The organism is Dethiosulfatibacter aminovorans DSM 17477 (assembly GCF_900142005.1).
GTDB classification, from domain to species: Bacteria; Bacillota; Clostridia; order Tissierellales; family Dethiosulfatibacteraceae; genus Dethiosulfatibacter; species Dethiosulfatibacter aminovorans.
On record NZ_FQZL01000011.1, the window covers coordinates 80,802 to 101,581 of the forward strand.

Here is a 20,780-nt window from a genome sequence, read left to right on the forward strand (position 1 = left end):
TAAGACGGGTTGACATGTCAACCTAATTAAATTATAGGACTATAATGTTGCATAGTCAAGTATCCGGAAAGATATAAAAAATAATAATTCTGTTTTGAATTTTTCATGTTTGATATAAAATTCATGTAATTGCGGCTGGCTTTTGATATAATGTATTAGACTAAATTTTCGAGGATTTTTATGGATAAGATGAAAATAGCTGTTCTTGGTGGAGGGAATTCAGGATATGCTCTTTCAGCATATTTAACACATCTTGGACACTGTGTGAAGCTCTACAAGAGAAGCTTTAAAAGAGATAAGACGGAGTACGAATATGAAATGAATGCCAGTGGAATATTCGATTTCAGCTGCAGTATTCATATGGTCACAGGAAATCTGGATTATGCTTTGAAAGGTGTTCAGATTGCATTTCTCTGCATTCCGGCATATTGTCAGGAAATGTTTTTTGACGATCTTCTGAACAGCCTGAAAAAAATCGACTATGAGAATGTTTATACTGTATTGATGCCCGATAATTATGGATGTATTCTTTTGGAGGATATGATCATGAAAAGAGGCATGGGCGGGTACAATAGAGTATTGTCCCTTGGCTCTTCCTTGTTTGCCAGTAGAGCCATTGATGACAGAAATGTTGACTTTAAGGGTATTAAAAGTGAAATTCTGGTGTCCTCAATTTATCCGGAAGTTGTGAATGATGGGGTGTCAATAATGAACAGGATTATTGACGTATTTGTAAAAGGAAGAAATATTTTCGAGGTTAATCTTTCAAATATGAATCCGGTTGTCCATACTGCAGTAACGGTAATGAATGCAGCAAGGCTTGAAAATACAAAGGGTGAATTCGACTTTTACAGGGAAGGAATTACACCTTCAGTGGCAAGGGTTATTGAGAAGGTGGACATGGAAAGGATGGAAATTGCAAAGGCGCTGGGAATAGAAACGGAAACACTTATGGACTATATAGAACACGTTTACGGATTCAGGAAGAGCGGCTTATATGAAACTCTGTCTGAAAGTTTTGTGCATACAAGGGCCAATGGTCCTGCATCTTTGGAATCAAGATATGTAACGGAAGATATTCCCTATGGACTTATGCCAATGGCTGCCATGGGAAGGTATTTGAAAATAAAAACGGAAGCAATTGATTCCCTTATAGTATTGGGAACAATTGCTTCCGGAAAGGTCTTTGACGGTGAAATATGTTCAAGGATCAATAATTATATAGTCAGGAATCAGTTTACTTTCTAATATATCCACCTCTTATTATTTTAACTGCATTTATGCTTATTACAGCATTATCCAGTTGTGAGTTAAGAAGGTCTACTGCCTCTTGTGTTCTTTTTCTTTTTAGGTGGATTAGGAGGATTTCACGAGTGCATTCTCTACCCTCACCTTTTATTACGGTAACGCCAAAGTTATTGTCCCTCAACAGCTGGGCGGCTTCCCTGCCTTCGCCTTCCTTGGTTATAGCCTGTATTGTCGTAAGGCCTACGGCCATTTTTTCTTCTAAGGTTATTCCAATATAGTTGCCAATTGTAAATGCCGCACTATAGATTATTGCCTTAATAGGATCCTCGCTCAGGCCCTTGAGGACGGAGCTCACAACTACGATCCACAGCAGTATTTCGAAAAATGCTATGAAGGAAGCCTTCATCTTGTCTCCCCTTGATACAAACATAATTCTTATGGTTGAGATAGATACTTCAAAAATTTTTGCAAAAAATATCAGGAAATATGAAAGCAGACTGGAGCTGCTTAAAATTTCGTTCATTCTAGTTCCTCCTGTATGGTTTGGATACATAAAATATACTCCTTTTTGATAGGATTTCAATCTGTTTATTGTTACGTTTTTGTAATAGTTGCGAAAGGAATTTATTCTATTATATAAATGTTGAAATGCAGACCTTTTAATGATAAAATTGCTAAACTGGAGGAGATGAATTAATGAGATTAAGGCATGTTAAGGAAGGGCACAAAATACTTGATGAACATCCAAGGGTAGTCACCAAACCTGAAAACATGGAAGGTGGACTTGACAAAATATTCGACAATGAAAACGAGCTTCATATAGAATTAGGTTCAGGAAAGGGAGGATTCATTCGAAAGCTTGCGCTTATGAATCCTGACATCAATTATCTCGGATTCGAGATGAGCACAAAGGTCATTTTCAGATGGCTGAACACAATAGAAACAGAAGGCGTTCTGCCAAATTATTATATAGTTCATTCCAAGGCTGAAATTGCAAGGGAAATATTTAGTGATAATTCTGTAGACAGGATATATTTGAATTTCTCCGACCCATGGCCAAAGCCGAGACATGAAAAGAGACGTCTAACAAGTCCGAATCATCTTGACATATACAGGAGGATACTCAAAAATGAGGGTGAGCTTGTTTTCAAGACTGACAATGTAGACTTGTTTGACTATTCGCTGGAAGTCATGGCGGAGAACGGATGGGATGTTGTTTTTCAAACCCACGACCTTTACGGCACGGATCATGTAGATGACAATGTTGCCACGGAATATGAAGAGAAATTCGTAGGGGAAGGAAAGAAAATCTGCAAATTGATAGCAAGGGCCTCGCTTAAATAAATCAGGCTCTTTTAAAGAAGTCGAATGATTGTTAGCTTGGCTTGTTTCTGTAAAATGCAAATGACAGGACAAATATTCTTGACATTTATGTAACATTTGAGTATAATTAGTTTCAACTAATGGAAATGGAGAAGTACTATGAATAAATTGAACATGATTCTAAAAACTTCAAAATTGAATAGTTTCTTTTTTAGCTTTTACTGGGGCTTTTTTAGCGCTGGTTTCTTTACATACAAAAAAACAGAATATGTAATTTGTTAAAAGCTAAACTCAAATAAAGATTGCGGCAATACAGACCTGTGAGTTTAACTCACAGGTCTTTTTTATTAAATTCCTCACATCAATCGACTGCAGCTTTTGGTGTGGATATGAAGGGCCCATGGCTCGAGATGATTAATCTGGAATATTAAATACTTGGAGGATAAAGATGGTAATAGTAATGAAACAGGATCAGGGAGAATTGACGGAACAAATCAAAAAGAGAGCTGAAAAGATGGGGCTTCAGGTTATAGTAACTTATGGAGAGGGACAGAACATACTTGCTCTTGTAGGAGATACACAAAAAGTGGAATTGGATTATTTCGCTGGTGAAGAGGGGGTTGAAAAGGTGTACAGGATTCAGGAACCATACAAGCTGGCAAGCAGATATGCAAACAGGGTGGACACCATCATCGATGTTGAGGGAGTGAAAATTGGCGGTGACAATTTCACAATCATGGCAGGACCCTGCTCGGTGGAAAATGAGGACCAAATAATGCAGACAGCCTTAAAAGTAAAGGAATATGGAGCAGACATATTGAGAGGTGGAGCATTCAAGCCCAGAACATCTCCATACAGTTTCCAGGGACTGGGACTGGAAGGTCTTAAACTTTTAAGGAAAGCAAAGGAAGCTACAGGTCTTCCAATCATTACGGAGCTTATGGATCCCCATGATTTCGATGCCGTATATGAGTATGCCGACATTATCCAGATTGGAGCCAGGAACATGGCGAATTTTGCCCTTCTCAAGGAAGTTGGAAAATGCGACAAGCCTGTAATGCTGAAAAGGGGAATGTCTTCTACTATAAAGGAATTTCTCATGTCTGCAGAATATATCATGTCTGAAGGAAATGAAAAAGTCATTCTTTGTGAAAGGGGAATAAGAACTTTCGAAACCCACATGAGAAACACTCTTGACCTGAATATTGTAACTGCAATCAGGGAACTGTCACATCTTCCGATAATTATTGACCCAAGCCATGCAACAGGAAAGGCAAGCATGATTGAGCCCGCTTCAAGAGCTACTGCTGCCATTGGAGCCCACGGACTTATAATAGAGGTTCACAACAACCCTCATGAGGCTCTCTGTGACGGCGCACAGTCCCTTACACCTGAAGAATTCAAGGTGCTCAATGACAAGGTCAGGAAAATACACGACTACGTTAATGGAGGGGGCCTATGCTAAAAGTTGGTTATCAGGGAGTTCCAGGTGCATATAGTGAAATAGCTGTTGTGAAGTATTTTGGAAATGATGTTGAAGGGGTTCCCTATGACAATTTCAGGGACATGATTTCGGATGTCCACAACAGGAGACTTGACTATGCTGCTCTTCCTCTGGAGAACAGTACTACCGGAGCAATTACAAGAGCACTTGACCTCATGAGGCACTATGATGTGTATATTGTTGGAGAGGAATATGTAAAGGTGAGTCACTGTATTATAACCTTCCCGGAAACGGAGTTTGAGGATATCAGGACCATATATTCCCATCCGGAAGCTCTCAAGCAGTGCGAGGATTTCTTTGACGACAACAAGCAGATAAACAAGGTTGCATATCTTGATACTGCCAAGAGTGTTGAATATATTATAGAACTTGGCGACAAGAATGCTGCGGCTCTTGCCAGCAGCAGGGCGGCAGAAATATACAATATGAAGATCCTTCAATCTGATATACAGGACAACAAATTGAACACTACCAGATTCGGAATCATAACAAACAAGAAGGATTATCCTGAAGATGCGGATATTATAAGCCTCTACATTGAAACAAGCCACAAAGCCGGTTCTCTCTATGACTGCATCAAAGTCTTTGCGGAACATGGAGTGAATATGGAGAAGCTGGAGTCCAGGCCAATCCTTTCGAAGCCGTTCAGCTACGGCTTTTATATAGACATTACCGGAAATCTTGAAGATGATGAAATGAAGGCTGTGTTGAAGGAATTGAAGGAACACTCGAAATACAAGAGGATAATTGGAAACTACAAGAGAAACAGATAGTGATAGAGTAAAAGTGCTTGAAAAGGTATGATGGAATGAATAATAAAAAAGTCGCAGGAGTTAATCCATGCGACTTTTTTAATGTATATGGTGTTCAAGATAATTTCGGTTTCTGGGAATTATTACTCGATTGAACGTCAGATGATTCGAAGGACTCGATGTCCTGAGAATTTTAATGTCAGACAATTTTACTCATATGGACAGGCTCAGCACCATCAGACTCATGGCAAAAAAGCTGATGATTGAAAGTGATATGCTGTTGAATCCAAGTTCGAATCCCCTGACCCTGGTGATCCAAAGTCTGTCCTTAATTATGGCCACGTATACAAGGTAGGAGATGGCAAAGGTCAAAACATAGGTTGGAAGGTGACCAATTTGGCTGAAGATCGAATAAGAGGATGCATGTCCGGTTGCAAGTAATATGAAATTGTCTCCAAATACGCCCAGAAACAGACACAAGAGGGCCATTACCGATATAACCGCGGTTTCGTTTACTCCGGGTTTTCTAACGGGGGTTGCAGAAGGCCTTGAAAATATGACCTTGAAAAATTTTATGAACGATATCATCGTACCTGCACTTATGATTTTAAGAATAAATGGAGCAAAAATGCCGTTGGCGGAATACATGATCAAATGTTTGGAGTATCCTCCGCTGAAGAAGGGCGCCCCGGTAATGCTGAGAACTGCAGCAATGAGGGAGATGCTAAGTATCTTCGAATGGTGCCAGAGTCCCCGTATTTCGGATATCTTCCTTGTATGGAACATCTCTACCAGTATTCCCGCAATGAGGAACAGCAGGGACTTGAAAATGCCGTGGGCCAGCATATGATATAGAGCACCGTCGTATGCTTTGAGATTGTTCATGCTAAGACCTATCACTATGAGACCAACCTGGGATATTGTATGATATGCCAGTATGAGCTTGATATCGCTTTGCGATATGGCGAATATGAAGCCCGCTATTGATGTTATGTATCCCATGAAAAGGAAGTAGTCCGATACATCCACGATGGGTCCGAACATAATGGAGAGCCTTATGAACATGTAGACTCCAAGCTTGATGAATATGCCTGAAAGTATGCTGGAGATTATTGAGGGTGCGCTTGGAGTTCCGTGGGCTTTTGGCAGCCAGCTGAAAAGGGGCATCAGAGCAGCCTTAAGACTTATACCCGTCAGCATCATTGCATAGGGCATTACCAGGGGTCCAGGATTGTCAACCTCCTTTATCAGTCTTGAAACCGTTATGAAGTCCAATGCTCCGAAATATCTGTATATGTATCCTATTCCCAAGAGGAAGAATGCCATTCCTGCCATGTTTACCATTAAGTATATCATGCCGTCATACATTGACCGGCTGTCTTTCTTGTACATTATGAGAATACTCACAATAACCGTTGCAGCGTCCATCAAAATATAGAAGTTGAAAAAGTCCGTAGTCAGGAATATGCCGTTTATTAGACCCTGGAGACTTAGAAAGAGGAAGATGAAAAGTTTGTTCATGTATTCCTTTTTCATGTTGAATACAACCATGAGTGGAAACAGGAGGTTGTTCATCAAAAGCATGATGGACGACAGCATGTCAAGCTTCAGTGCCATTCCTAACGGTAGAGGGTAGCCACTGAGGCATTCAAGAATCTCTCCCGATGACTGAAGAAGCAACATGTATTTTATGTTGAAAAAAAGGATAAGTGCCTGTACAGCAAGGGTGGATGCCAGTGTTATTCTACTTGGCTTAAGGTACAGGAGCAGTCCCGCTATGACTGGTATCAGCACGAATCCGACAAGAGGAATGTCTGTCATTTCATATCCTCCCTCTTTCTTCTGGCCTTGCTCCAGTTGGTGGTACCGTATTTCCTATACAGGCTGATGAACATGGTTAGGCTGACTGCAGTGACTGATATGCCTATTACAACTGCAGTTATCATAAGGGCCTGTGGAACAGGGTCCGAAGGTATTTGCGAAAAGGACTTTCCTATGGGCGGTACGGAGCTTGAGTCCGCATCCATTGAGACAAAAAACAGTATTATTGCTGCCTGTACTATGCCTAGGCTGATTATGGATTTCAATATGTTCCTTCTTGCACTCAGTCCGTAGATTCCCACAAAGAACAGGACCAGTGATATATTTTCACCGTTTATATATTCGATTGTAAGTTGACTTACTCTTTCAATCATATCGCTCACCTTTAACTGCAACTTTTTTATTTTGTTTCGTAGTATACGAATCTGAAGAATATCAGGCTAAGGCCGCAGGCTACCTTGAGGGATATGAGTATATTCATTCCCACCAGGTATATGGAGTTGAATCCCGGAAAACTTATGTTTAGTTTTGAAAAAATGAACGCAACCGGAAACAGGAGTATGAAAATCAAGGCCAGCTTTTCCACCATTTGAATCCTTTCAAGCCTTGTATCATGAATGGGAAGTACAAGATGCTTGATTATGAAAATGGCAGCCAGGACAGCGCCACCCTGGAAACCGCCGCCGGGAGACAGATGGCCGTTAACAGTTACATATATTCCTGTTATCAGAATGAAGGGGTACAGCACTCCCAGTGATCTGGATAAAAGTTCGGAATGGTTATTCATAATGGTCACCGCCTTCGTGAGCAGACATGTATATGACTGCAATTATGCTGAATAGGAGCATAAGAGTTTCAAACAAGGTATCGTAATATCTGTAGAAAAGATAGACGGCAGTGACGAGGTTTTCGGACCCCGTCTCAACATATCCCTTTTCTATGACGTGGTCATACACCGGTCTGCCAAATACGTTTGTAAAAATGGAATTGCAGTACAGCACTACCAGTCCTATGAGGTATATATACAGTGCGATCATCTTCCTTCTCATTCTATCACCTCTTTGCTTCTTACGATGGAGTATACGTAGGGATAAGGCTTCTTGCTTTCCAGAAATATTTCCAGGTCGTCAACCTTGCAGTTTTCCGAGTGTACGTGGAGTTTTAAATCACCATTTACAGGTTCTAGTATCACGGAATACATGTTGTTTTCCATTATTTCATCCCTGCTATCTGTGGTGTAGATAATATGGGGATCAAGTTCCTGCTCTGCACAGAAGTCCTTAAGGGCATTTATGAAATCCGAATGTAGCCCTTTTCCATAGTAGCTGTCTTCCACCTTGCCTGAAGGGACATGGTAGAATACGGTGAATATCCTGTATTTCTTGAGGGCTACAAGGTATAAGATTGTTGAAAGAGTGCAGCCGATTACAGCCTCCGCTATGGCAACGTCGGGAGCGTTGTAGAGCATATAGACGAAGGATATGCACAGGGAAAATGCTCCCATGAATATTATGGCCCTTCTAAGCTTTTGTGACTGTATGGCGTAGACGGCCAGTACCACAAGAAGAATGAGTGATATCTGTTTCATAGACTTACTCCTTTCTAATCCTGTATCCGCTGAAATATGCAGACCTGGCGATGGAATGGGTGCTCAGGGGGTTGATGACGGTCATTATTGCAAGTATAAGAATTACTTTCAGAGAGAAGAATGTGAACCCGTTTTTTATTACCACTCCAAGCATGAGGGTGATGTTTCCCACTGTATCTATCTTTGATGCTACCAGTATCCGGGGATAGAAATTCTTGAATCTGTATATGCTTAATACACCAAGTGCAATGAATATTATTCCAGTCCATATTAATATTGTTCCAATTGTCATTTTCATATCATTATCCTCTGTTTTGAATATATATTGCCATGAAGGTGATGCCGATAAATCCCAGCAGTGAATAGACAAGGGCTATGTCAAGAAGGAAGGTTTCATTTCTCAGGGAAGCTATAAGTACTATGAGCATGATGAGTTTGGTTGTTACCAGGTTGAGTCCCAAAAGCCTATCCCATATTGTAGGCCCTATGATTATCCTGAAGGTGCTCATGACTGTAAGAAAGATGATTGAAAGAGAAGTAAAATCCATGGAATCACCCCTTCTTGAGAACCCTTTCCAGGTTCTTCTTAATTAGCATGCCTGCTTTCTCGGGATCCTTTGTCTCAACATTCAGCCACAGAACCTTCAGCTTGTTGCCCTCCTTGGCAATAGTAACGGTACCAGGTGTTAGTGTTATTGAATTTGCCAGGATTATTCTTGAGAATTCACTTTCGAGGCTGGTTTCGATTTCAACTATTCCGGGAGTTATATTTCCTGAAAAGACCTTGATTGTAGTGATTATTCCAGCTTTGTAGATTTCAAAGAGGAGAAATATTATGTATCTTAGAAGCCAGGGAATGCTGATTGGATATAGTCTGTTGTAGGAATCGCCCATTAGATATTTTTCGGTGAAAAGAAGGCATAGGCAAGCAACTGCAAGTCCGCTGACTGCAGTTCTCATGCTGAGCTCCTCAAATAATACTATCCAAACCAACAAAAAAATGAAAATCCACTGTATGTTTTGCATCAATCTTTTCATAACCGGCCTCCATGAAAGGATATAATTGCATATGATTTAATTGAAATTTAGAAGAAAATTGCATGGATTGCGTTTTATCGCCATTTATTGATTATGTAGCTTGGGTACTTGATTAATAGATAAGAATGATTCAGATGTGTAACTATATTTTCCTATAAATAGTCAATGTTGTCAAATGAATGTTTCTTTTGTTTTTTCATCAAGACACTACAACAAATAATCTATCAGCCCGCGGGCATCTGAATTCTTCAAATATACAAAGTTGAACTCTCTATCGATTTCCAATCCGTCTATTGTGAAGGTGCCCAGTCTATCGCTGCTGTCAGCAAAGGCTTTGTAGGCAAAGGTAATGCATTTGTTCTGTACGAGACACTCCTTTATCAATCCAAAACTGCTTAAGCACACCATCCTTTCAAAATGCCCTAAGGAATAGCTGTAGCTTCCCAGCAATTGTTCGAGTATGGCTCTTGTTCCAGAACCTTCTTCACGGATTAAAATTGTTTCGGTGAACAACTGCTCCATAGATACAGTTGTGCCTGAAAATGGGTGCTCCAAACTGCACACTCCTACAAAAGGCTCCCGTCTGAATAATTGATGACCATATCTCACCTTGTCGAAAAAACCCTCGATTACAGCTAAATCAATCCTGTTCTCATCAAGTTTCTTAAGCAGCCTCTCAGTATTGTCTAAATATAATGAAATATTCATTTTAGGATCATCTGCCAGTTCCGTTATCGTATTGCAAAGTACATAATCCCCTATTGTTTTCGTCGCTCCAATTCGCAACTCCACCTTGTCCACTTTGCCGAGAGCTTTTCGAAGCTTGTACTCATTGTATATTTCTCCTCTTGCATACTGTTCCAGAATCTCTCCGTTTGCGGTTTTTTTCAAGACTCTATTGTTGTAGCTGAACAGTTTGCATCCATATTCTTTTTCCAGATATTGGATATGCTGAGTCACTCCCGGTTGTGTAATATTCAATTCTTCCGCTGTCTTTCTATAATTCATGGTGTCGCATAGCTTGACAAAGGTAATCATACGGTAATCCATCATTGTTTCCACCCTCCGTTCTATCCGGATATTTATTATGCCACACTGTTAAAGTATGGTTCTTTAATACTGTAACACAATTCTGAAGCAAATTCACCTCTTGTTCATAAAATCATCTTATCGAGGCATAATAATTAATAATTTGTTTTTATCAACATGGTGTTTTATACTCTAACTGTAAAGCACAACCAGATTATTTTATTTACATCAATTTAAATTGGAGGACACTTATGAAAGATATATACAAGGGGCTTTTGTTGACTGCAATCATTTCAGTCATATCAATTATGCTCAATGCATCATTTCTGAACTTTATTGAAACAATGACAATTGGAATACTGCTGGGTATTATTGTTGCCAATGTTTTTCGAATTCCGGAATCTTTTGACAAGGGTATTTCCTTTGCATTGAAGAAAATACTTAAATGGGGAATAGTTCTACTTGGCGTAAAACTGAATTTTTCTCTTCTTCTGGAACTGGGACCGAAGATCTTATTGCTGGTCGTCAGTTTGATCACAATAGCTATAACAGCTTCATATTTTGTAGGAAGGGCACATAAACTGAATCCATGTTTGTCTGTTCTGCTGGGTGTGGGTTCATCGATATGCGGAGCTTCGGCTATTGTTGCAATCGCTCCTGTAATAGGTGCAGAGGATGAAGATGTGGCCATATCCGTCACTGTAATAAGTCTCTTGGGAGCAATAGGTGTCATCGTATATTCTTTCCTGGCCCAGAAGCTCCCCTTGACAGATCTGCAGTATGGCATATGGTCGGGAAGCTCTCTGCAAGGCGTAGCACATGCAATTGCAGCAGCGGGAGCCAGGGGAACCGACAATATCAGCCTTGAAATCGGAACTTTGGTTAAAATGTCAAGAGTGGCGCTGCTTGCTCCGGTTGCCCTTGTCCTCAGGTCGCTTTTCTCCAAATCCCAGGAAAGGAAAACAAAATTTCCGGCATATGTAATATACTTTATACTCGTGGGAATCTTGTTTTCAGTAAATGACTATTTCAATTTCTTTCCTACGGCTTGTCGTTTGGGGGACATGACTGTTGACATAACCGTATTGCTTAAAAAGGTCAGCAACATTTTCATACTGATGTCCATGGTGGCTATGGGTCTGAAAGTCAACTTCAAGTCCTTTGAATCGAGAGCTTCAAAAGCTCTGGTAATATGCAGCTTTGTCTTTGTTCTGATTTCATTGACAAGTCTGGCTGGAATCAGATTAAGCGGATGCTGATCCTGTAACAGGTGCTCTGTCCTCCTACAGTGCCATCCGCCTGAATCACACGATCTTTTCGATATTGATTGCATTTTCCTTTTCCGAATCCTTGGTTATGAAATATATGGAGAACAGTATTAGAACTGTACCAAATATCTGTTGGGCGGTGATGGTTTCATCAAGGACTAATATTCCAGTCACTATGGATACTGCAGGAAGAAGATTGATGAATATATTGCATACCGTTGCATTCAGATTGTTTAAAGCATAGTTGTAGAGGGAATAGGCAACTGCCGAGCATATGATCCCAAGATAAGCCAGGTTGAAATTGACGGTCAATGTCGTTCCAAGGGGGCTTGACCAGTTGAATGGCATCAAGAATCCAAGCAGCACCATGCCGATTAAAGTCTGATAAAATAAAATTGAGATTGGCGCATAATTTTTAGACAGGGATTTCGTGGAGAAGGTATAAGCAACCCATGAAAATACAGACATGAGAATAAGCAATGACCCGATTATGATGTTTCTGGTGCTCGTTCCCGTCTCGAAGCCTACTATAAGACATACACCGGCCAGTGATATGAAAACCGATGCCACTTTAACCAAATTCAGTTTATTTCTGGATATAACGGCTTCAACAATCATTGTAATTATGGGTATTATACCCAGGATTATTGAAGTAAGTGAAGCAGAAATGAATATGAGTCCTGTGTTCTGGAATATGAAGTAGAAAAAGACTCCTGAAGCACCTGCTATGAGGAAAGTCTTCCTGTCCTCCTTTTTCATCTTTTCTTCAGGATGGTTTGCCATTTTAAGAATAAAGAGAGTTGCAGAGGCAATGACAGTTCTCCAGAATGAAATTGATATGGAATTGTAGTACTCCATGGCTATCTTTGTATTTATAAGAGAAATTCCCCATACAGTTATGGTGAATAGAATTGCTGCATAGGCAGTTCTTTTTTTGTTGTTCACTTAATGCTCCTCCTGTATAATTAATTATGAATGTAAATCAGACATCAAATTATGCAATATTATTGATATATGTCGATTGATAAGGTATTATAGCATATGTTTCATTTGCTATGAAGACATAATTTCTAAAAAACGAGGTGATTTTATGGATTTGAACTTGCTTGTTACTGCAGTTACACCGGGCATTGCCCTTGCTTTGATTATATATTTTGTTGACAGATACGACAGGGAGCCTGTGAAGCTTCTGGTGAAGACATTCATTGGAGGAGCACTCATTGTATTCCCTACAATATTGCTGGAATCATTTTTATCCGCTTTCAATATATTTGGAGGACTTCTTGGTGCGGCATATACAGCCTTCATAGTGGCAGGATTTTCCGAGGAATTTTTCAAAAGGTTTGTCGTCATGAGGATGGACTATGATGACCCTGCCTATGACGAGAAGATTGACGGCATAGTCTATTGTGTAATGGCTTCCCTTGGTTTTGCAACTGTTGAAAATGTAATGTATGTGGTTTTTCGGTTTGCCGACGTTGAAAGTGTTGGTCTGTACAGGGCTTTTTTGGCTGTGCCGGCTCATATGCTTTTTGCGATAACAATGGGTTATTTCCTGTCTATGGCAAAGTTCTGCAATGATCCCTTCAGAAAGAAATATTACTATACAAGATCACTGACAACTCCCATGTTGCTTCATGGAATATTCGATTTCATATTAATGTCCGGGAATTCCTTCCTCATGCTGATATTCTTTCCATATGTGATATACCTTTGGAGGACCAATCTCAGGAAGCTGAACCAGTACTATCAGGAATCAAAGGACCAAAACGGCAACAATGGCAATATAAGAAATTTCCACGGTTTGAATGAGAATGATGAAATAATCGATGTAGATGAATATGAGGAAGTTGATGATTCAAGCGAATACGAATATAAGAACAACGACGACAATGATGAAGATTGATTGGAGAAACAGATGATACTTAATGACGGTGAAAAGATTGAAGACCTTCAGTTAAAGGGTCTTAAAATAATTCAGAACAAGAAATGGTTCTGCTTCGGAATGGATTCTGTCCTTCTTTCTGATTTTGCGGACCTGAAAAAGAAATCCACAGTTGTGGACCTGGGTACCGGCACTGGAATTATTCCCCTGCTGTTGTGGGGAAAGAAGGAACCTGAAAAGATTTATGGAATAGAGATTCAGGATGAGGTTGCAGAAATGGCCGGAAGGTCCGTGTCCATGAACAACCTGGAGGATAGGATTGAAATACTCAACATAGACATGAAGGATGTTGAGAACCATATAAAAAGCAATTCCATTGATGCAGTGGTGACAAATCCTCCCTATGTGGAAAGCAATGGAGGCATAGTCAATCCTGAGGATAAGAAGGCTCTTTCAAGACATGAGATATCATGCAGTCTCGAGGATGTTATCAGGACTTCATCCAGACTTCTTAAGCACCACGGGAGATTCTACATGGTCCACAGGCCCTACAGGATGGCTGATATTATCGAGCTCATGAGAAAATACAAGCTTGAGCCAAAAAGGATGAGGCTTGTATATCCGAGACAGGGAACCAACCCCAACATGATACTCATAAAGGGAGTAAAGGGAGGAAATCCTGAAATGAAGATAGATCCTCCTCTCTATGTCTACAGGGACAAGGAAAGCTATACTGACGAGATATATGAAATCTACGGAATGGAGAGAAAAGATGGAAGGTAAGCTGTATATTTGCACGACGCCAATAGGGAACCTTGGAGACATTACAATAAGGGCTCTTGAAACACTTAAGGAAGTGGATTTCATTGCTGCCGAAGATACGAGGCATACCATAAAGCTTCTTAACCATTTTGACATCAAGAAGAGGATGGTAAGCTGTCACGAGCACAATGAAATGTCAAGGAGCACAGAAATAATAAATCGCGTGCTGGCAGGAGAAAGCTGCGCACTTGTATCCGACGCTGGAATGCCCGGAATTTCAGACCCTGGAGAAATACTGATTAAGGAAGCCATAAAAAGGAATGTGGAAGTGGTAATACTTCCTGGAGCCACTGCATTCGCTTCGGCTCTTGTAATCTCAGGCCTTGACACACATAAGTTTGTATTTGAAGGTTTCCTTGCACACAAAAAAAGTGAAAGGACCAGGGAGCTTGAAAATCTCAGGAACGAGAGACGTACAATGATCTTCTACGAGTCTCCCCACAGGCTCAAGGAAACACTGAAAATAATGATGAAGACACTTGGCGACAGGAACATGTCCATAAGCAGGGAGATAACCAAGAAGTTTGAGGAGACTGTAAGGGGAAACATATCCTTTTGCCTTGACCATTTCGAATCCAAGGATGTGAAGGGGGAATTCGTCATAGTGGTGGAAGGCTCCTCTGAGGAAGAGATGGAAGAGGAAGTCGATGTGAGGAAAAAGCTTATTGAACTTCTTGATGAAGGATATACAAAAAAGGATGCCGTCAAGAAGGTGTCAAAGGACTATAATCTTCACAAGAACGAGGTGTATCAAATATCCCTTGAAATATAGCTGATGCATGGATAGCTCCTTAGATGAACAATATAAATATTTTGAGCGGCTGTATATTCAGCAATTTCCTGGCAATAAAAAATGCTTCCAAATATTATGGAGGCATTTTTTGATGTGTCAGTTAATGGTGTTCCTTTTTCAAGGAATACTTCTTTATCCTGTACTGGAGGCTTTGTCTTTTAAGTCCCAGCTTTCTTGCTGTTTCAGCAATTTTCCAGTTGTTTTCAGCAAGCTCCTTCTTAAGTATTTTTATTTCTTCAATATGTAGCCTTTCTTCTAGGGTTTGTGATGATGTTTCCTTTCTTTCCGCTTTATCAAAAGGAGTAGTTATATGTGAGTAAACAAAAGTTTCGAAGCAAAATGAATTTGCTTTATTTATATTAAAATAAGCAAAATGATTTTGCTTAATGAATGAGTTTAATATTTTTTTGTTGAATTGTGGGCATTTGATCAAATTGGAACGTTGGCATAGCTTTTGCTTAATCTTATTGTGTGAGAATATTTATTTGGAGTACTGGATAAATAATAAAATTTATTTAGGTTGCCAGTCTTTATAAATAACCGGTTCCAAAAGCGGTTATCATTTCTATTTCTCCCATAACAGCTGTTCAGAGGTTATGGGAGAAATTATTGTTCAAAACATACTCCACCCCTTAGTATTTTTTTATATAAAAAGAAAGCTCCTTTCATGTTATGAATTGTTTGCAGACAAAATCAACGAAGAAGGTGCTTTCTTTATGTATAATAGAATACTTGCTTTAACGAATTTGGAGTAGAGACAATTGAAAAAGTAATAAAAAATTTTATAGTGGATGAAAGTATTACAATTTGAGATCTTATAATAGAACTGAAAAAACAGAGACTACATACTGAATCATTGGGAAGCGATAATCATAAGATAGGATGATCCATATGCCAGAATGGGCTGTAGTACGGAATGGGTTATAATAATCATAAGAGTATGAAGGCTGAAGCCTTGAAATCGGCTATGTATTTAGTAACTTTCCTGGCAATAAAAAATGCTTCCGAAATATTATGGAGGCATTTTTTTGACTTGTCAATTAAGGGTATTCCTTTTTCAAGGAATACTTCTTTATCCTGTATTGGAGGCTTTGTCTTTTAAGTCCCAGCTTTCTTGCTGTTTCAGCAATTTTCCAGTTGTTTTCAGCAAGCTCCTTCGTAAGTATTTTTATTTCTTCGACATTGAGCTTTTCCTCGAGGGTCTGTGATGATGTTTCATTTTTATTCATTTTTTCAAAGGGATCAGTTATATGCGAGGGTAGATGTTTGAGTTCTATGATTCTTTCATTTTCATGTGCAATATTCATGGCATATTCGATGGTATGCTGCAGCTCCCGGACGTTTCCCGACCAGTTGTATCTGTCAAATGCTTCAAAGACATCTGTTGAAAGTCTTTCGACTTGTCTGTCCAGATTGCGGTTGAATTTTAGTATGAACATTTTTGAAAGGATTGGGATGTCCTCCTTTCTCTTTCTGAGAGGTGGTACTTCTATGAGTACTACGCCTATTCTGTAGAAGAGATCCTGCCGGATTTTGTTTTCCTTCACTGCCGCTATTGGATTTTCATTCATTGCAGTAATTACTCTTGTATTTATGCTGATTTCCTTTGAACCCCCTACACGACGTACCTTGTTTTCCTGCAATACTCTCAGTAACTTTGACTGTAGGTTTAAACTCATTGAATTAAGTTCGTCCAGAAGAATTGTTCCGCCTTCTGCTTGTTCGAAAAGTCCTGGCCTGTCAATGGCGTCTGTGAATGCCCCTTTTACGGTTCCGAAAAGAAGACCCTCCAATAGATTATCGGGTATTGCAGCGCAGTTGATTGCAACAAAGGGTCCTTTTGAGTTGGCGCTGTAGTTGTGAATGCTCTGGGCGAAAAGTTCTTTTCCTGTGCCCGTTTCTCCATGTACAAGAATTGGAGAGTTGGACTTTGCAGCGCGTTTGGCCACGGATATTATACCGTTCATATTGTCGCTGGTGCATATGATATCCTTGAATGAATATCGTGCCGACAAGGGAGACTGGCCGTTATCATTTTCATTTAGATTGATCAGCTTGCTTTGCAGGTCTATTATCTGCTTTGACAAAGACTCGATTTTGGTATAGTCAGTCATTATTGAAACGGCCCCGAACAGTTCACCGTTCTCAAATATTGGCCAGGTGTCAACCATGTCATCTATCATCAAACCCATATTGTTGACAGAATACTGATGAATATTAAGTAGAGGTTCCCCTGTACGTATGACTGACATAAGTAGACTTGATTCTTCAGTGAGATTGTAAAGGTCTGTGATATTATGTCCAATGATTTTGTCCTTGCTTATTTTTTCATAATCCTCGCTTGCCTTGTTGAAAAGAAGAACATTACCTTCCTTGTCCGAGGCGACTATTCTTTCGTTTATTGAGTTTACAACCTTCTCATAAATACGGTTGGTCTGGTTATCCACTTTCTTCCTTATAAGAAAATAATAGTTGTCTGCTGATTTAAACCTCTCCAGAATATGAACGGAATTCAAAAGGGTGATTTCAATTTCGCTCATATCATGGTCTTTTAGCATGTCGTAAGCTTTCAAATCAATATAACTTATATTTGTTATATCCAAGATAATATCGTTGAATTTTGCAAGAAAGTTGTTGTTGGCATCGATTATCCGACCTTCATTGTCTGTTGTTAATAAATACATTCCCAGTGCATCAAAGATTTTCATCAAAGTTTGATTGTCCATATGTTCTCCTGTAAACAAAAGTTTCGCAGCAAAATATGTTTGCTCTCTATATATTTTAACAGGCAAAATGATTTTGCGCAACGGGGAAGTTTTATAATAAATCGTTGGAATAAAGTGAATTTTACTGATTTGAAAGTTGGCACGCTATTTGCTTTATATATCTGCGTAACTAAACTAAAGTTCTTAATGGAGGATGGAATGGAATTAACAAGGATAGCAGAAGCTTTAAAAGCTGGTAGAGTTGAAGATGTGAAGACATATACTGAAATGGCATTAAGTGTAGGTAAAGAGCCTAAGGAAATCATCAATAGCGGATTAATGGCAGGTATGAATGTTGTAGGTGAAAAGTTCAAGAATGGAGAGATGTTTGTACCTGAGGTGCTCATAGCTTCAAAGGCAATGAATGCTGGAATGGAAATCATAAAGCCTTTGCTTAAGGAAGGGGATGTTACATCAAAAGGCAAGGCTGTTTTTGCAACTGTAAAGGGAGACCTTCACGACATAGGCAAGAAGCTGGTATGCATGATGATGGAGAGCTCTGGATATGAGGTTGTGGACCTTGGTGTTGATGCTTCTCCCGAGAAAATAATTGAAGCTGTGAAGGAACACGATGCAGACATAGTTGGAATGTCTGCTATGCTTACAACTACAATGATGGCTATGAAAAATACTGTTGAAGGACTTAAGGAAAACGGACTCTATGATGATGTGAAGGTTATGATCGGTGGAGCACCTGTTACTGACAACTATGCGGAAGAAATAGGCGCAAACTACTCGTCTGATTCTACTGAAGCGGTAGAACTGGCAAACAGACTTATGGCATAGCAGGCTTATTCGAAAATTAAAAGGAGGAATGTATTATGAAAGCAGGATTTGAACAATTGTGTACACCACACATGAGGGTGTTGTCTGATTCACAGATTAAGGAAATATTTTATGCGGCATGTGAGATACTTGAAACAACAGGGATGAAGATTGAGTGCAAGGAAGCTCAGGACATGCTTCATGCACACGGTGCTAGGGTAAACGGAAACATAGTGCGGATACCTACACACCTTGTACAGAGGGCAATAAGCACAATGCCCAAGAGAATCACCCTGGCAAACAGGGAAGGCGAGAGAAAGATTTTCCTTGAAGGAAACAAGTCATATTTCGGATGCAACCCTGACAATCCAGAGTACTACGATCCATATACTGGTGAAAGAAGACCTATGACAAGCAAGGATGGAGCTGATATAGCAAAGGTTATAGATTATCTTCCTAATATAGACTTTGTTCTTAATGCATGCTTCAGTGCTGACGTTCATGAAGATGTGGCCGACAGGGTAATCATCAGACAGATGATGTTCAACATGAGAAAGACAATAGGATTTAGCTGCAAGGATGTAGACACACTCCAGGATATAATCGATATGGGAGCAATAGTTGCAGGAAGCCATGAAGAGCTTCAGGCAAATCCATGGATGTTCCATATTCAGGAACCTATCAGTCCACTGGTACATGAAGAAAACACAATGAAGGAAATCAAGCTTTGTGCTGAGAACAGATTCCCTCTCGTATACTATCCAATGCCTATGGCTGGAGCAACTGCACCTGCAACTGCTGCAGGATTGTTGGCTCAAAACCTTGCTGAATGCTTCGTGGGGCTTGTTTACCATCAGCTTGTAAATCCTGGCGCACCAATCATTCACGGTGGAGTTGCATCCATAATGGATATGAAGACAACTAGATTCTGTTACGGCGCTCCTGAAACATATCTTCAGATTGCGGCACTTACAGACATACTCCATTACTATGAGATACCAGTATGGGGAACTGCAGGGCCATTGGATGCCAAAACCCTTGACCAGCAGGCGGCAACAGAAATGGCGATGGGATATCTTATGGCAGCCCTTAGCGGACAAAACCTTGTACACGATACTGGCCTCATGGACCAGGCGACAGTAACATGTCCAGAGATACTCATACTTGCAAACGAGCAGATTTCGATGGTGAGAAAGATAATGGAAGGAATTGAAGTAAATGATGAGACACTGGCTCTTGACGTAATAGACCAGTCTATGATATCGGGAAGCTTCCTTGCTGAAGAGCATACACTTAAGCACTTCAGAAAGTTCTGGCAGCCAACGTTATTCGACAGATCCACTGCAAAGGTTGCAGAGAAGACAATAACTCAGAAACTTAACGAGAAAGCTATCGATATAATTGAAAACCATCAGGTGCCTGAGCTTGACAAGGATAAGAAAAATGCAATCCTCGAACTTGAGAAGAAGTGGATGAAAGAGGTAGTTAAGGCATGAAAATAAAGAGAATGTTCACAACTGTAGACACCCATATGAATGGAACTCCAGTCAGAACAGTGACGGGAGGGCTGCCATATATTCCAGGGAAAACTGTAGTTGAGAAGACTCTTTATTTGGAGGGGAATGCAGACTGGATAAGAAAGATGCTCATTGAAGGACCTAGAGGCAATGAAAACCAGTCGGGCATAATCCTCACAGAGCCTTGCTGCAGTGAAGCCGATGCAGGAATAATCTATGTTGACGGAAACGGGTATGAAAACATATCAACCGAAAGCATAGTTGGGGTATCCACTGTCATGATTGAATCGGGGCTTGTTGACATCGTAGAGCCCTATACTTACATATGTCTTGAATCCAAAGATGGATTAATACATATAAAGGTAAGAGTAAAGGATGAAATCGCTAAGGAAGTTACTTTCAAGAACGTTGAATTTGTGATTACAGAAAAGGTTTCAGGAGAAGTTGAGTTTGGTGGAAGTGAAGAGACGGTGGAAGAAATTTCTGGAAGGGCATTTATTACTGGAATGCACACTTTCACCTTGGATCCGGAAGATTCAATCCAATAGTAATGGAATTGAAAAATATGATAGAATTGAAGTATAATGACATTGCAGCCGGGTTAATAACAGCATAAGATAATGACCCGGTATTATTTCTAGAATTGTAAACAAATAGAAATT

The 20,780-nt window shown here is 39.9% G+C and carries 24 protein-coding genes; 11 read left to right on the forward strand and 13 right to left on the reverse strand.

Annotation, left to right across the window (positions count from 1 at the left end):
• The first annotated feature begins 180 nt into the window (after positions 1-180).
• Entirely contained in the window at positions 181-1,248 is a 1,068-nt protein-coding gene (locus tag BUB05_RS08945) for an NAD/NADP-dependent octopine/nopaline dehydrogenase family protein (protein WP_073049258.1), read from the forward strand.
• On the opposite strand, the gene BUB05_RS08950 is transcribed toward BUB05_RS08945, so the two are convergent.
• Positions 1,238-1,771 carry a DUF2179 domain-containing protein gene (locus tag BUB05_RS08950; RefSeq protein WP_094762814.1) on the reverse strand — a complete coding sequence of 178 codons (534 nt, stop codon included), beginning with the start codon at positions 1,769-1,771 and terminating at the stop codon, positions 1,238-1,240. The genes BUB05_RS08945 and BUB05_RS08950 overlap by 11 nt on opposite strands.
• A 173-nt stretch (positions 1,772-1,944) precedes the next feature.
• Between BUB05_RS08950 and trmB the strand changes: the two genes are divergently transcribed.
• The 3 genes from trmB (at position 1,945) to BUB05_RS08965 (ending at position 4,848) form a co-directional block, all read left to right on the forward strand.
• Positions 1,945-2,592, forward strand: a complete 648-nt coding sequence (gene trmB, locus BUB05_RS08955; protein ID WP_073049259.1) for a tRNA (guanosine(46)-N7)-methyltransferase TrmB — start codon at positions 1,945-1,947, stop codon at positions 2,590-2,592.
• 427 nt (positions 2,593-3,019) lie between these two features.
• Complete coding sequence (gene aroF, locus BUB05_RS08960; protein ID WP_073049260.1) at positions 3,020-4,036, forward strand: 3-deoxy-7-phosphoheptulonate synthase; 1,017 nt, start codon at positions 3,020-3,022, stop codon at positions 4,034-4,036.
• Entirely contained in the window at positions 4,030-4,848 is an 819-nt protein-coding gene (locus tag BUB05_RS08965) for a prephenate dehydratase (RefSeq protein WP_073049261.1), read from the forward strand. The genes aroF and BUB05_RS08965 overlap by 7 nt, the downstream gene beginning before the upstream one ends.
• 192 nt (positions 4,849-5,040) lie before the next feature.
• Here BUB05_RS08965 and BUB05_RS08970 read toward each other — a convergent pair whose 3' ends face one another.
• From BUB05_RS08970 to BUB05_RS09010, 9 genes are all read right to left on the reverse strand, one after another.
• Positions 5,041-6,648 (reverse strand): complex I subunit 5 family protein, encoded by a 1,608-nt coding sequence (locus BUB05_RS08970; protein WP_073049262.1) that lies wholly within the window; start codon positions 6,646-6,648, stop codon positions 5,041-5,043.
• Positions 6,645-7,022, reverse strand: a complete 378-nt coding sequence (locus tag BUB05_RS08975; protein WP_073049263.1) for a sodium:proton antiporter — start codon at positions 7,020-7,022, stop codon at positions 6,645-6,647. The genes BUB05_RS08970 and BUB05_RS08975 overlap by 4 nt, the downstream gene beginning before the upstream one ends.
• A 26-nt stretch (positions 7,023-7,048) precedes the next feature.
• Positions 7,049-7,435, reverse strand: a complete 387-nt coding sequence (locus BUB05_RS08980) for an MnhB domain-containing protein (RefSeq protein ID WP_073049264.1) — start codon at positions 7,433-7,435, stop codon at positions 7,049-7,051.
• Complete coding sequence (locus BUB05_RS08985; protein ID WP_073049265.1) at positions 7,428-7,697, reverse strand: Na(+)/H(+) antiporter subunit B; 270 nt, start codon at positions 7,695-7,697, stop codon at positions 7,428-7,430. Before BUB05_RS08985 ends, BUB05_RS08980 begins: the two co-directional genes overlap by 8 nt.
• Positions 7,694-8,236: a Na(+)/H(+) antiporter subunit B gene (locus BUB05_RS08990; RefSeq protein WP_073049266.1), complete on the reverse strand. Its 543-nt coding sequence runs from the start codon at positions 8,234-8,236 to the stop codon at positions 7,694-7,696. The genes BUB05_RS08985 and BUB05_RS08990 overlap by 4 nt, the downstream gene beginning before the upstream one ends.
• 4 nt (positions 8,237-8,240) lie before the next feature.
• Entirely contained in the window at positions 8,241-8,534 is a 294-nt protein-coding gene (locus tag BUB05_RS08995; RefSeq protein WP_245819819.1) for a cation:proton antiporter, read from the reverse strand.
• A gap of 4 nt (positions 8,535-8,538) precedes the next feature.
• Positions 8,539-8,784, reverse strand: a complete 246-nt coding sequence (locus tag BUB05_RS09000) for an MrpF/PhaF family protein (protein WP_073049267.1) — start codon at positions 8,782-8,784, stop codon at positions 8,539-8,541.
• A gap of 4 nt (positions 8,785-8,788) precedes the next feature.
• Positions 8,789-9,274: a Na+/H+ antiporter subunit E gene (locus BUB05_RS09005; protein ID WP_073049268.1), complete on the reverse strand. Its 486-nt coding sequence runs from the start codon at positions 9,272-9,274 to the stop codon at positions 8,789-8,791.
• A 207-nt stretch (positions 9,275-9,481) separates the two neighbouring features.
• Positions 9,482-10,327, reverse strand: coding sequence for a LysR family transcriptional regulator (locus BUB05_RS09010; RefSeq protein WP_073049269.1), 846 nt, complete (start codon positions 10,325-10,327; stop codon positions 9,482-9,484).
• A gap of 227 nt (positions 10,328-10,554) precedes the next feature.
• Between BUB05_RS09010 and BUB05_RS09015 the strand changes: the two genes are divergently transcribed.
• Entirely contained in the window at positions 10,555-11,562 is a 1,008-nt protein-coding gene (locus BUB05_RS09015) for a YeiH family protein (protein WP_073049270.1), read from the forward strand.
• 45 nt (positions 11,563-11,607) lie between these two features.
• Here the strand turns inward: BUB05_RS09015 and BUB05_RS09020 are convergent, their stop codons facing one another.
• Positions 11,608-12,516 carry a DMT family transporter gene (locus BUB05_RS09020; RefSeq protein WP_073049271.1) on the reverse strand — a complete coding sequence of 303 codons (909 nt, stop codon included), beginning with the start codon at positions 12,514-12,516 and terminating at the stop codon, positions 11,608-11,610.
• 145 nt (positions 12,517-12,661) lie between these two features.
• On the opposite strand from BUB05_RS09020, the gene BUB05_RS09025 reads away from it, so the two are divergent.
• From BUB05_RS09025 to rsmI, 3 genes are read left to right on the forward strand one after another with little or no spacing between them, the layout of a single operon-like run.
• On the forward strand, positions 12,662-13,477 hold the full coding sequence (locus tag BUB05_RS09025) for a PrsW family intramembrane metalloprotease (RefSeq protein WP_073049272.1): 816 nt from the start codon (positions 12,662-12,664) through the stop codon (positions 13,475-13,477).
• 12 nt (positions 13,478-13,489) lie between these two features.
• Entirely contained in the window at positions 13,490-14,239 is a 750-nt protein-coding gene (locus tag BUB05_RS09030) for a tRNA1(Val) (adenine(37)-N6)-methyltransferase (protein ID WP_073049273.1), read from the forward strand.
• Entirely contained in the window at positions 14,229-15,050 is an 822-nt protein-coding gene (gene rsmI, locus BUB05_RS09035; RefSeq protein WP_073049274.1) for a 16S rRNA (cytidine(1402)-2'-O)-methyltransferase, read from the forward strand. The genes BUB05_RS09030 and rsmI overlap by 11 nt, the downstream gene beginning before the upstream one ends.
• A 121-nt stretch (positions 15,051-15,171) precedes the next feature.
• On the opposite strand, the gene BUB05_RS18925 is transcribed toward rsmI, so the two are convergent.
• On the reverse strand, positions 15,172-15,504 hold the full coding sequence (locus tag BUB05_RS18925; protein WP_073049275.1) for a helix-turn-helix domain-containing protein: 333 nt from the start codon (positions 15,502-15,504) through the stop codon (positions 15,172-15,174).
• A 607-nt stretch (positions 15,505-16,111) separates the two neighbouring features.
• The gene (locus BUB05_RS09045; protein ID WP_094762816.1) at positions 16,112-17,797 is read right to left on the reverse strand and encodes a sigma-54 interaction domain-containing protein; all 1,686 of its coding nucleotides are present in this window, start codon (positions 17,795-17,797) and stop codon (positions 16,112-16,114) included.
• Between the two features lie 198 nt (positions 17,798-17,995).
• Here BUB05_RS09045 and BUB05_RS09050 point away from each other — a divergent pair, with 198 nt between their 5' ends.
• From BUB05_RS09050 to BUB05_RS09060, 3 genes are read left to right on the forward strand one after another with little or no spacing between them, the layout of a single operon-like run.
• A complete protein-coding gene (locus tag BUB05_RS09050) occupies positions 17,996-18,622 on the forward strand; it encodes a cobalamin B12-binding domain-containing protein (RefSeq protein ID WP_073049276.1) in 627 nt (208 codons plus the stop codon).
• 35 nt (positions 18,623-18,657) lie between these two features.
• A complete protein-coding gene (locus BUB05_RS09055; protein WP_073049277.1) occupies positions 18,658-20,097 on the forward strand; it encodes a trimethylamine methyltransferase family protein in 1,440 nt (479 codons plus the stop codon).
• Positions 20,094-20,666: a proline racemase family protein gene (locus BUB05_RS09060; protein WP_073049278.1), complete on the forward strand. Its 573-nt coding sequence runs from the start codon at positions 20,094-20,096 to the stop codon at positions 20,664-20,666. Before BUB05_RS09055 ends, BUB05_RS09060 begins: the two co-directional genes overlap by 4 nt.
• Positions 20,667-20,780 lie beyond the last annotated feature (114 nt).

Excerpts from the sequence above, each read along its gene's own strand:
- BUB05_RS08945 (WP_073049258.1), top strand. The coding sequence starts at position 181 with ATGGATAAGATGAAAATAGCTGTTCTTGGTGGAGGGAATTCAGGATAT.
- BUB05_RS08950 (WP_094762814.1), bottom strand. The coding sequence starts at position 1,771 with ATGAACGAAATTTTAAGCAGCTCCAGTCTGCTTTCATATTTCCTGATA.
- trmB (WP_073049259.1), top strand. The coding sequence starts at position 1,945 with ATGAGATTAAGGCATGTTAAGGAAGGGCACAAAATACTTGATGAACAT.
- aroF (WP_073049260.1), top strand. The coding sequence starts at position 3,020 with ATGGTAATAGTAATGAAACAGGATCAGGGAGAATTGACGGAACAAATC.
- BUB05_RS08965 (WP_073049261.1), top strand. The coding sequence starts at position 4,030 with ATGCTAAAAGTTGGTTATCAGGGAGTTCCAGGTGCATATAGTGAAATA.
- BUB05_RS08970 (WP_073049262.1), bottom strand. The coding sequence starts at position 6,648 with ATGACAGACATTCCTCTTGTCGGATTCGTGCTGATACCAGTCATAGCG.
- BUB05_RS08975 (WP_073049263.1), bottom strand. The coding sequence starts at position 7,022 with ATGATTGAAAGAGTAAGTCAACTTACAATCGAATATATAAACGGTGAA.
- BUB05_RS08980 (WP_073049264.1), bottom strand. The coding sequence starts at position 7,435 with ATGAATAACCATTCCGAACTTTTATCCAGATCACTGGGAGTGCTGTAC.
- BUB05_RS08985 (WP_073049265.1), bottom strand. The coding sequence starts at position 7,697 with ATGAGAAGGAAGATGATCGCACTGTATATATACCTCATAGGACTGGTA.
- BUB05_RS08990 (WP_073049266.1), bottom strand. The coding sequence starts at position 8,236 with ATGAAACAGATATCACTCATTCTTCTTGTGGTACTGGCCGTCTACGCC.
- BUB05_RS08995 (WP_245819819.1), bottom strand. The coding sequence starts at position 8,534 with ATGAAAATGACAATTGGAACAATATTAATATGGACTGGAATAATATTC.
- BUB05_RS09000 (WP_073049267.1), bottom strand. The coding sequence starts at position 8,784 with ATGGATTTTACTTCTCTTTCAATCATCTTTCTTACAGTCATGAGCACC.
- BUB05_RS09005 (WP_073049268.1), bottom strand. The coding sequence starts at position 9,274 with ATGAAAAGATTGATGCAAAACATACAGTGGATTTTCATTTTTTTGTTG.
- BUB05_RS09010 (WP_073049269.1), bottom strand. The coding sequence starts at position 10,327 with ATGATGGATTACCGTATGATTACCTTTGTCAAGCTATGCGACACCATG.
- BUB05_RS09015 (WP_073049270.1), top strand. The coding sequence starts at position 10,555 with ATGAAAGATATATACAAGGGGCTTTTGTTGACTGCAATCATTTCAGTC.
- BUB05_RS09025 (WP_073049272.1), top strand. The coding sequence starts at position 12,662 with ATGGATTTGAACTTGCTTGTTACTGCAGTTACACCGGGCATTGCCCTT.
- BUB05_RS09030 (WP_073049273.1), top strand. The coding sequence starts at position 13,490 with ATGATACTTAATGACGGTGAAAAGATTGAAGACCTTCAGTTAAAGGGT.
- rsmI (WP_073049274.1), top strand. The coding sequence starts at position 14,229 with ATGGAAGGTAAGCTGTATATTTGCACGACGCCAATAGGGAACCTTGGA.
- BUB05_RS09045 (WP_094762816.1), bottom strand. The coding sequence starts at position 17,797 with ATGGACAATCAAACTTTGATGAAAATCTTTGATGCACTGGGAATGTAT.
- BUB05_RS09050 (WP_073049276.1), top strand. The coding sequence starts at position 17,996 with ATGGAATTAACAAGGATAGCAGAAGCTTTAAAAGCTGGTAGAGTTGAA.
- BUB05_RS09055 (WP_073049277.1), top strand. The coding sequence starts at position 18,658 with ATGAAAGCAGGATTTGAACAATTGTGTACACCACACATGAGGGTGTTG.
- BUB05_RS09060 (WP_073049278.1), top strand. The coding sequence starts at position 20,094 with ATGAAAATAAAGAGAATGTTCACAACTGTAGACACCCATATGAATGGA.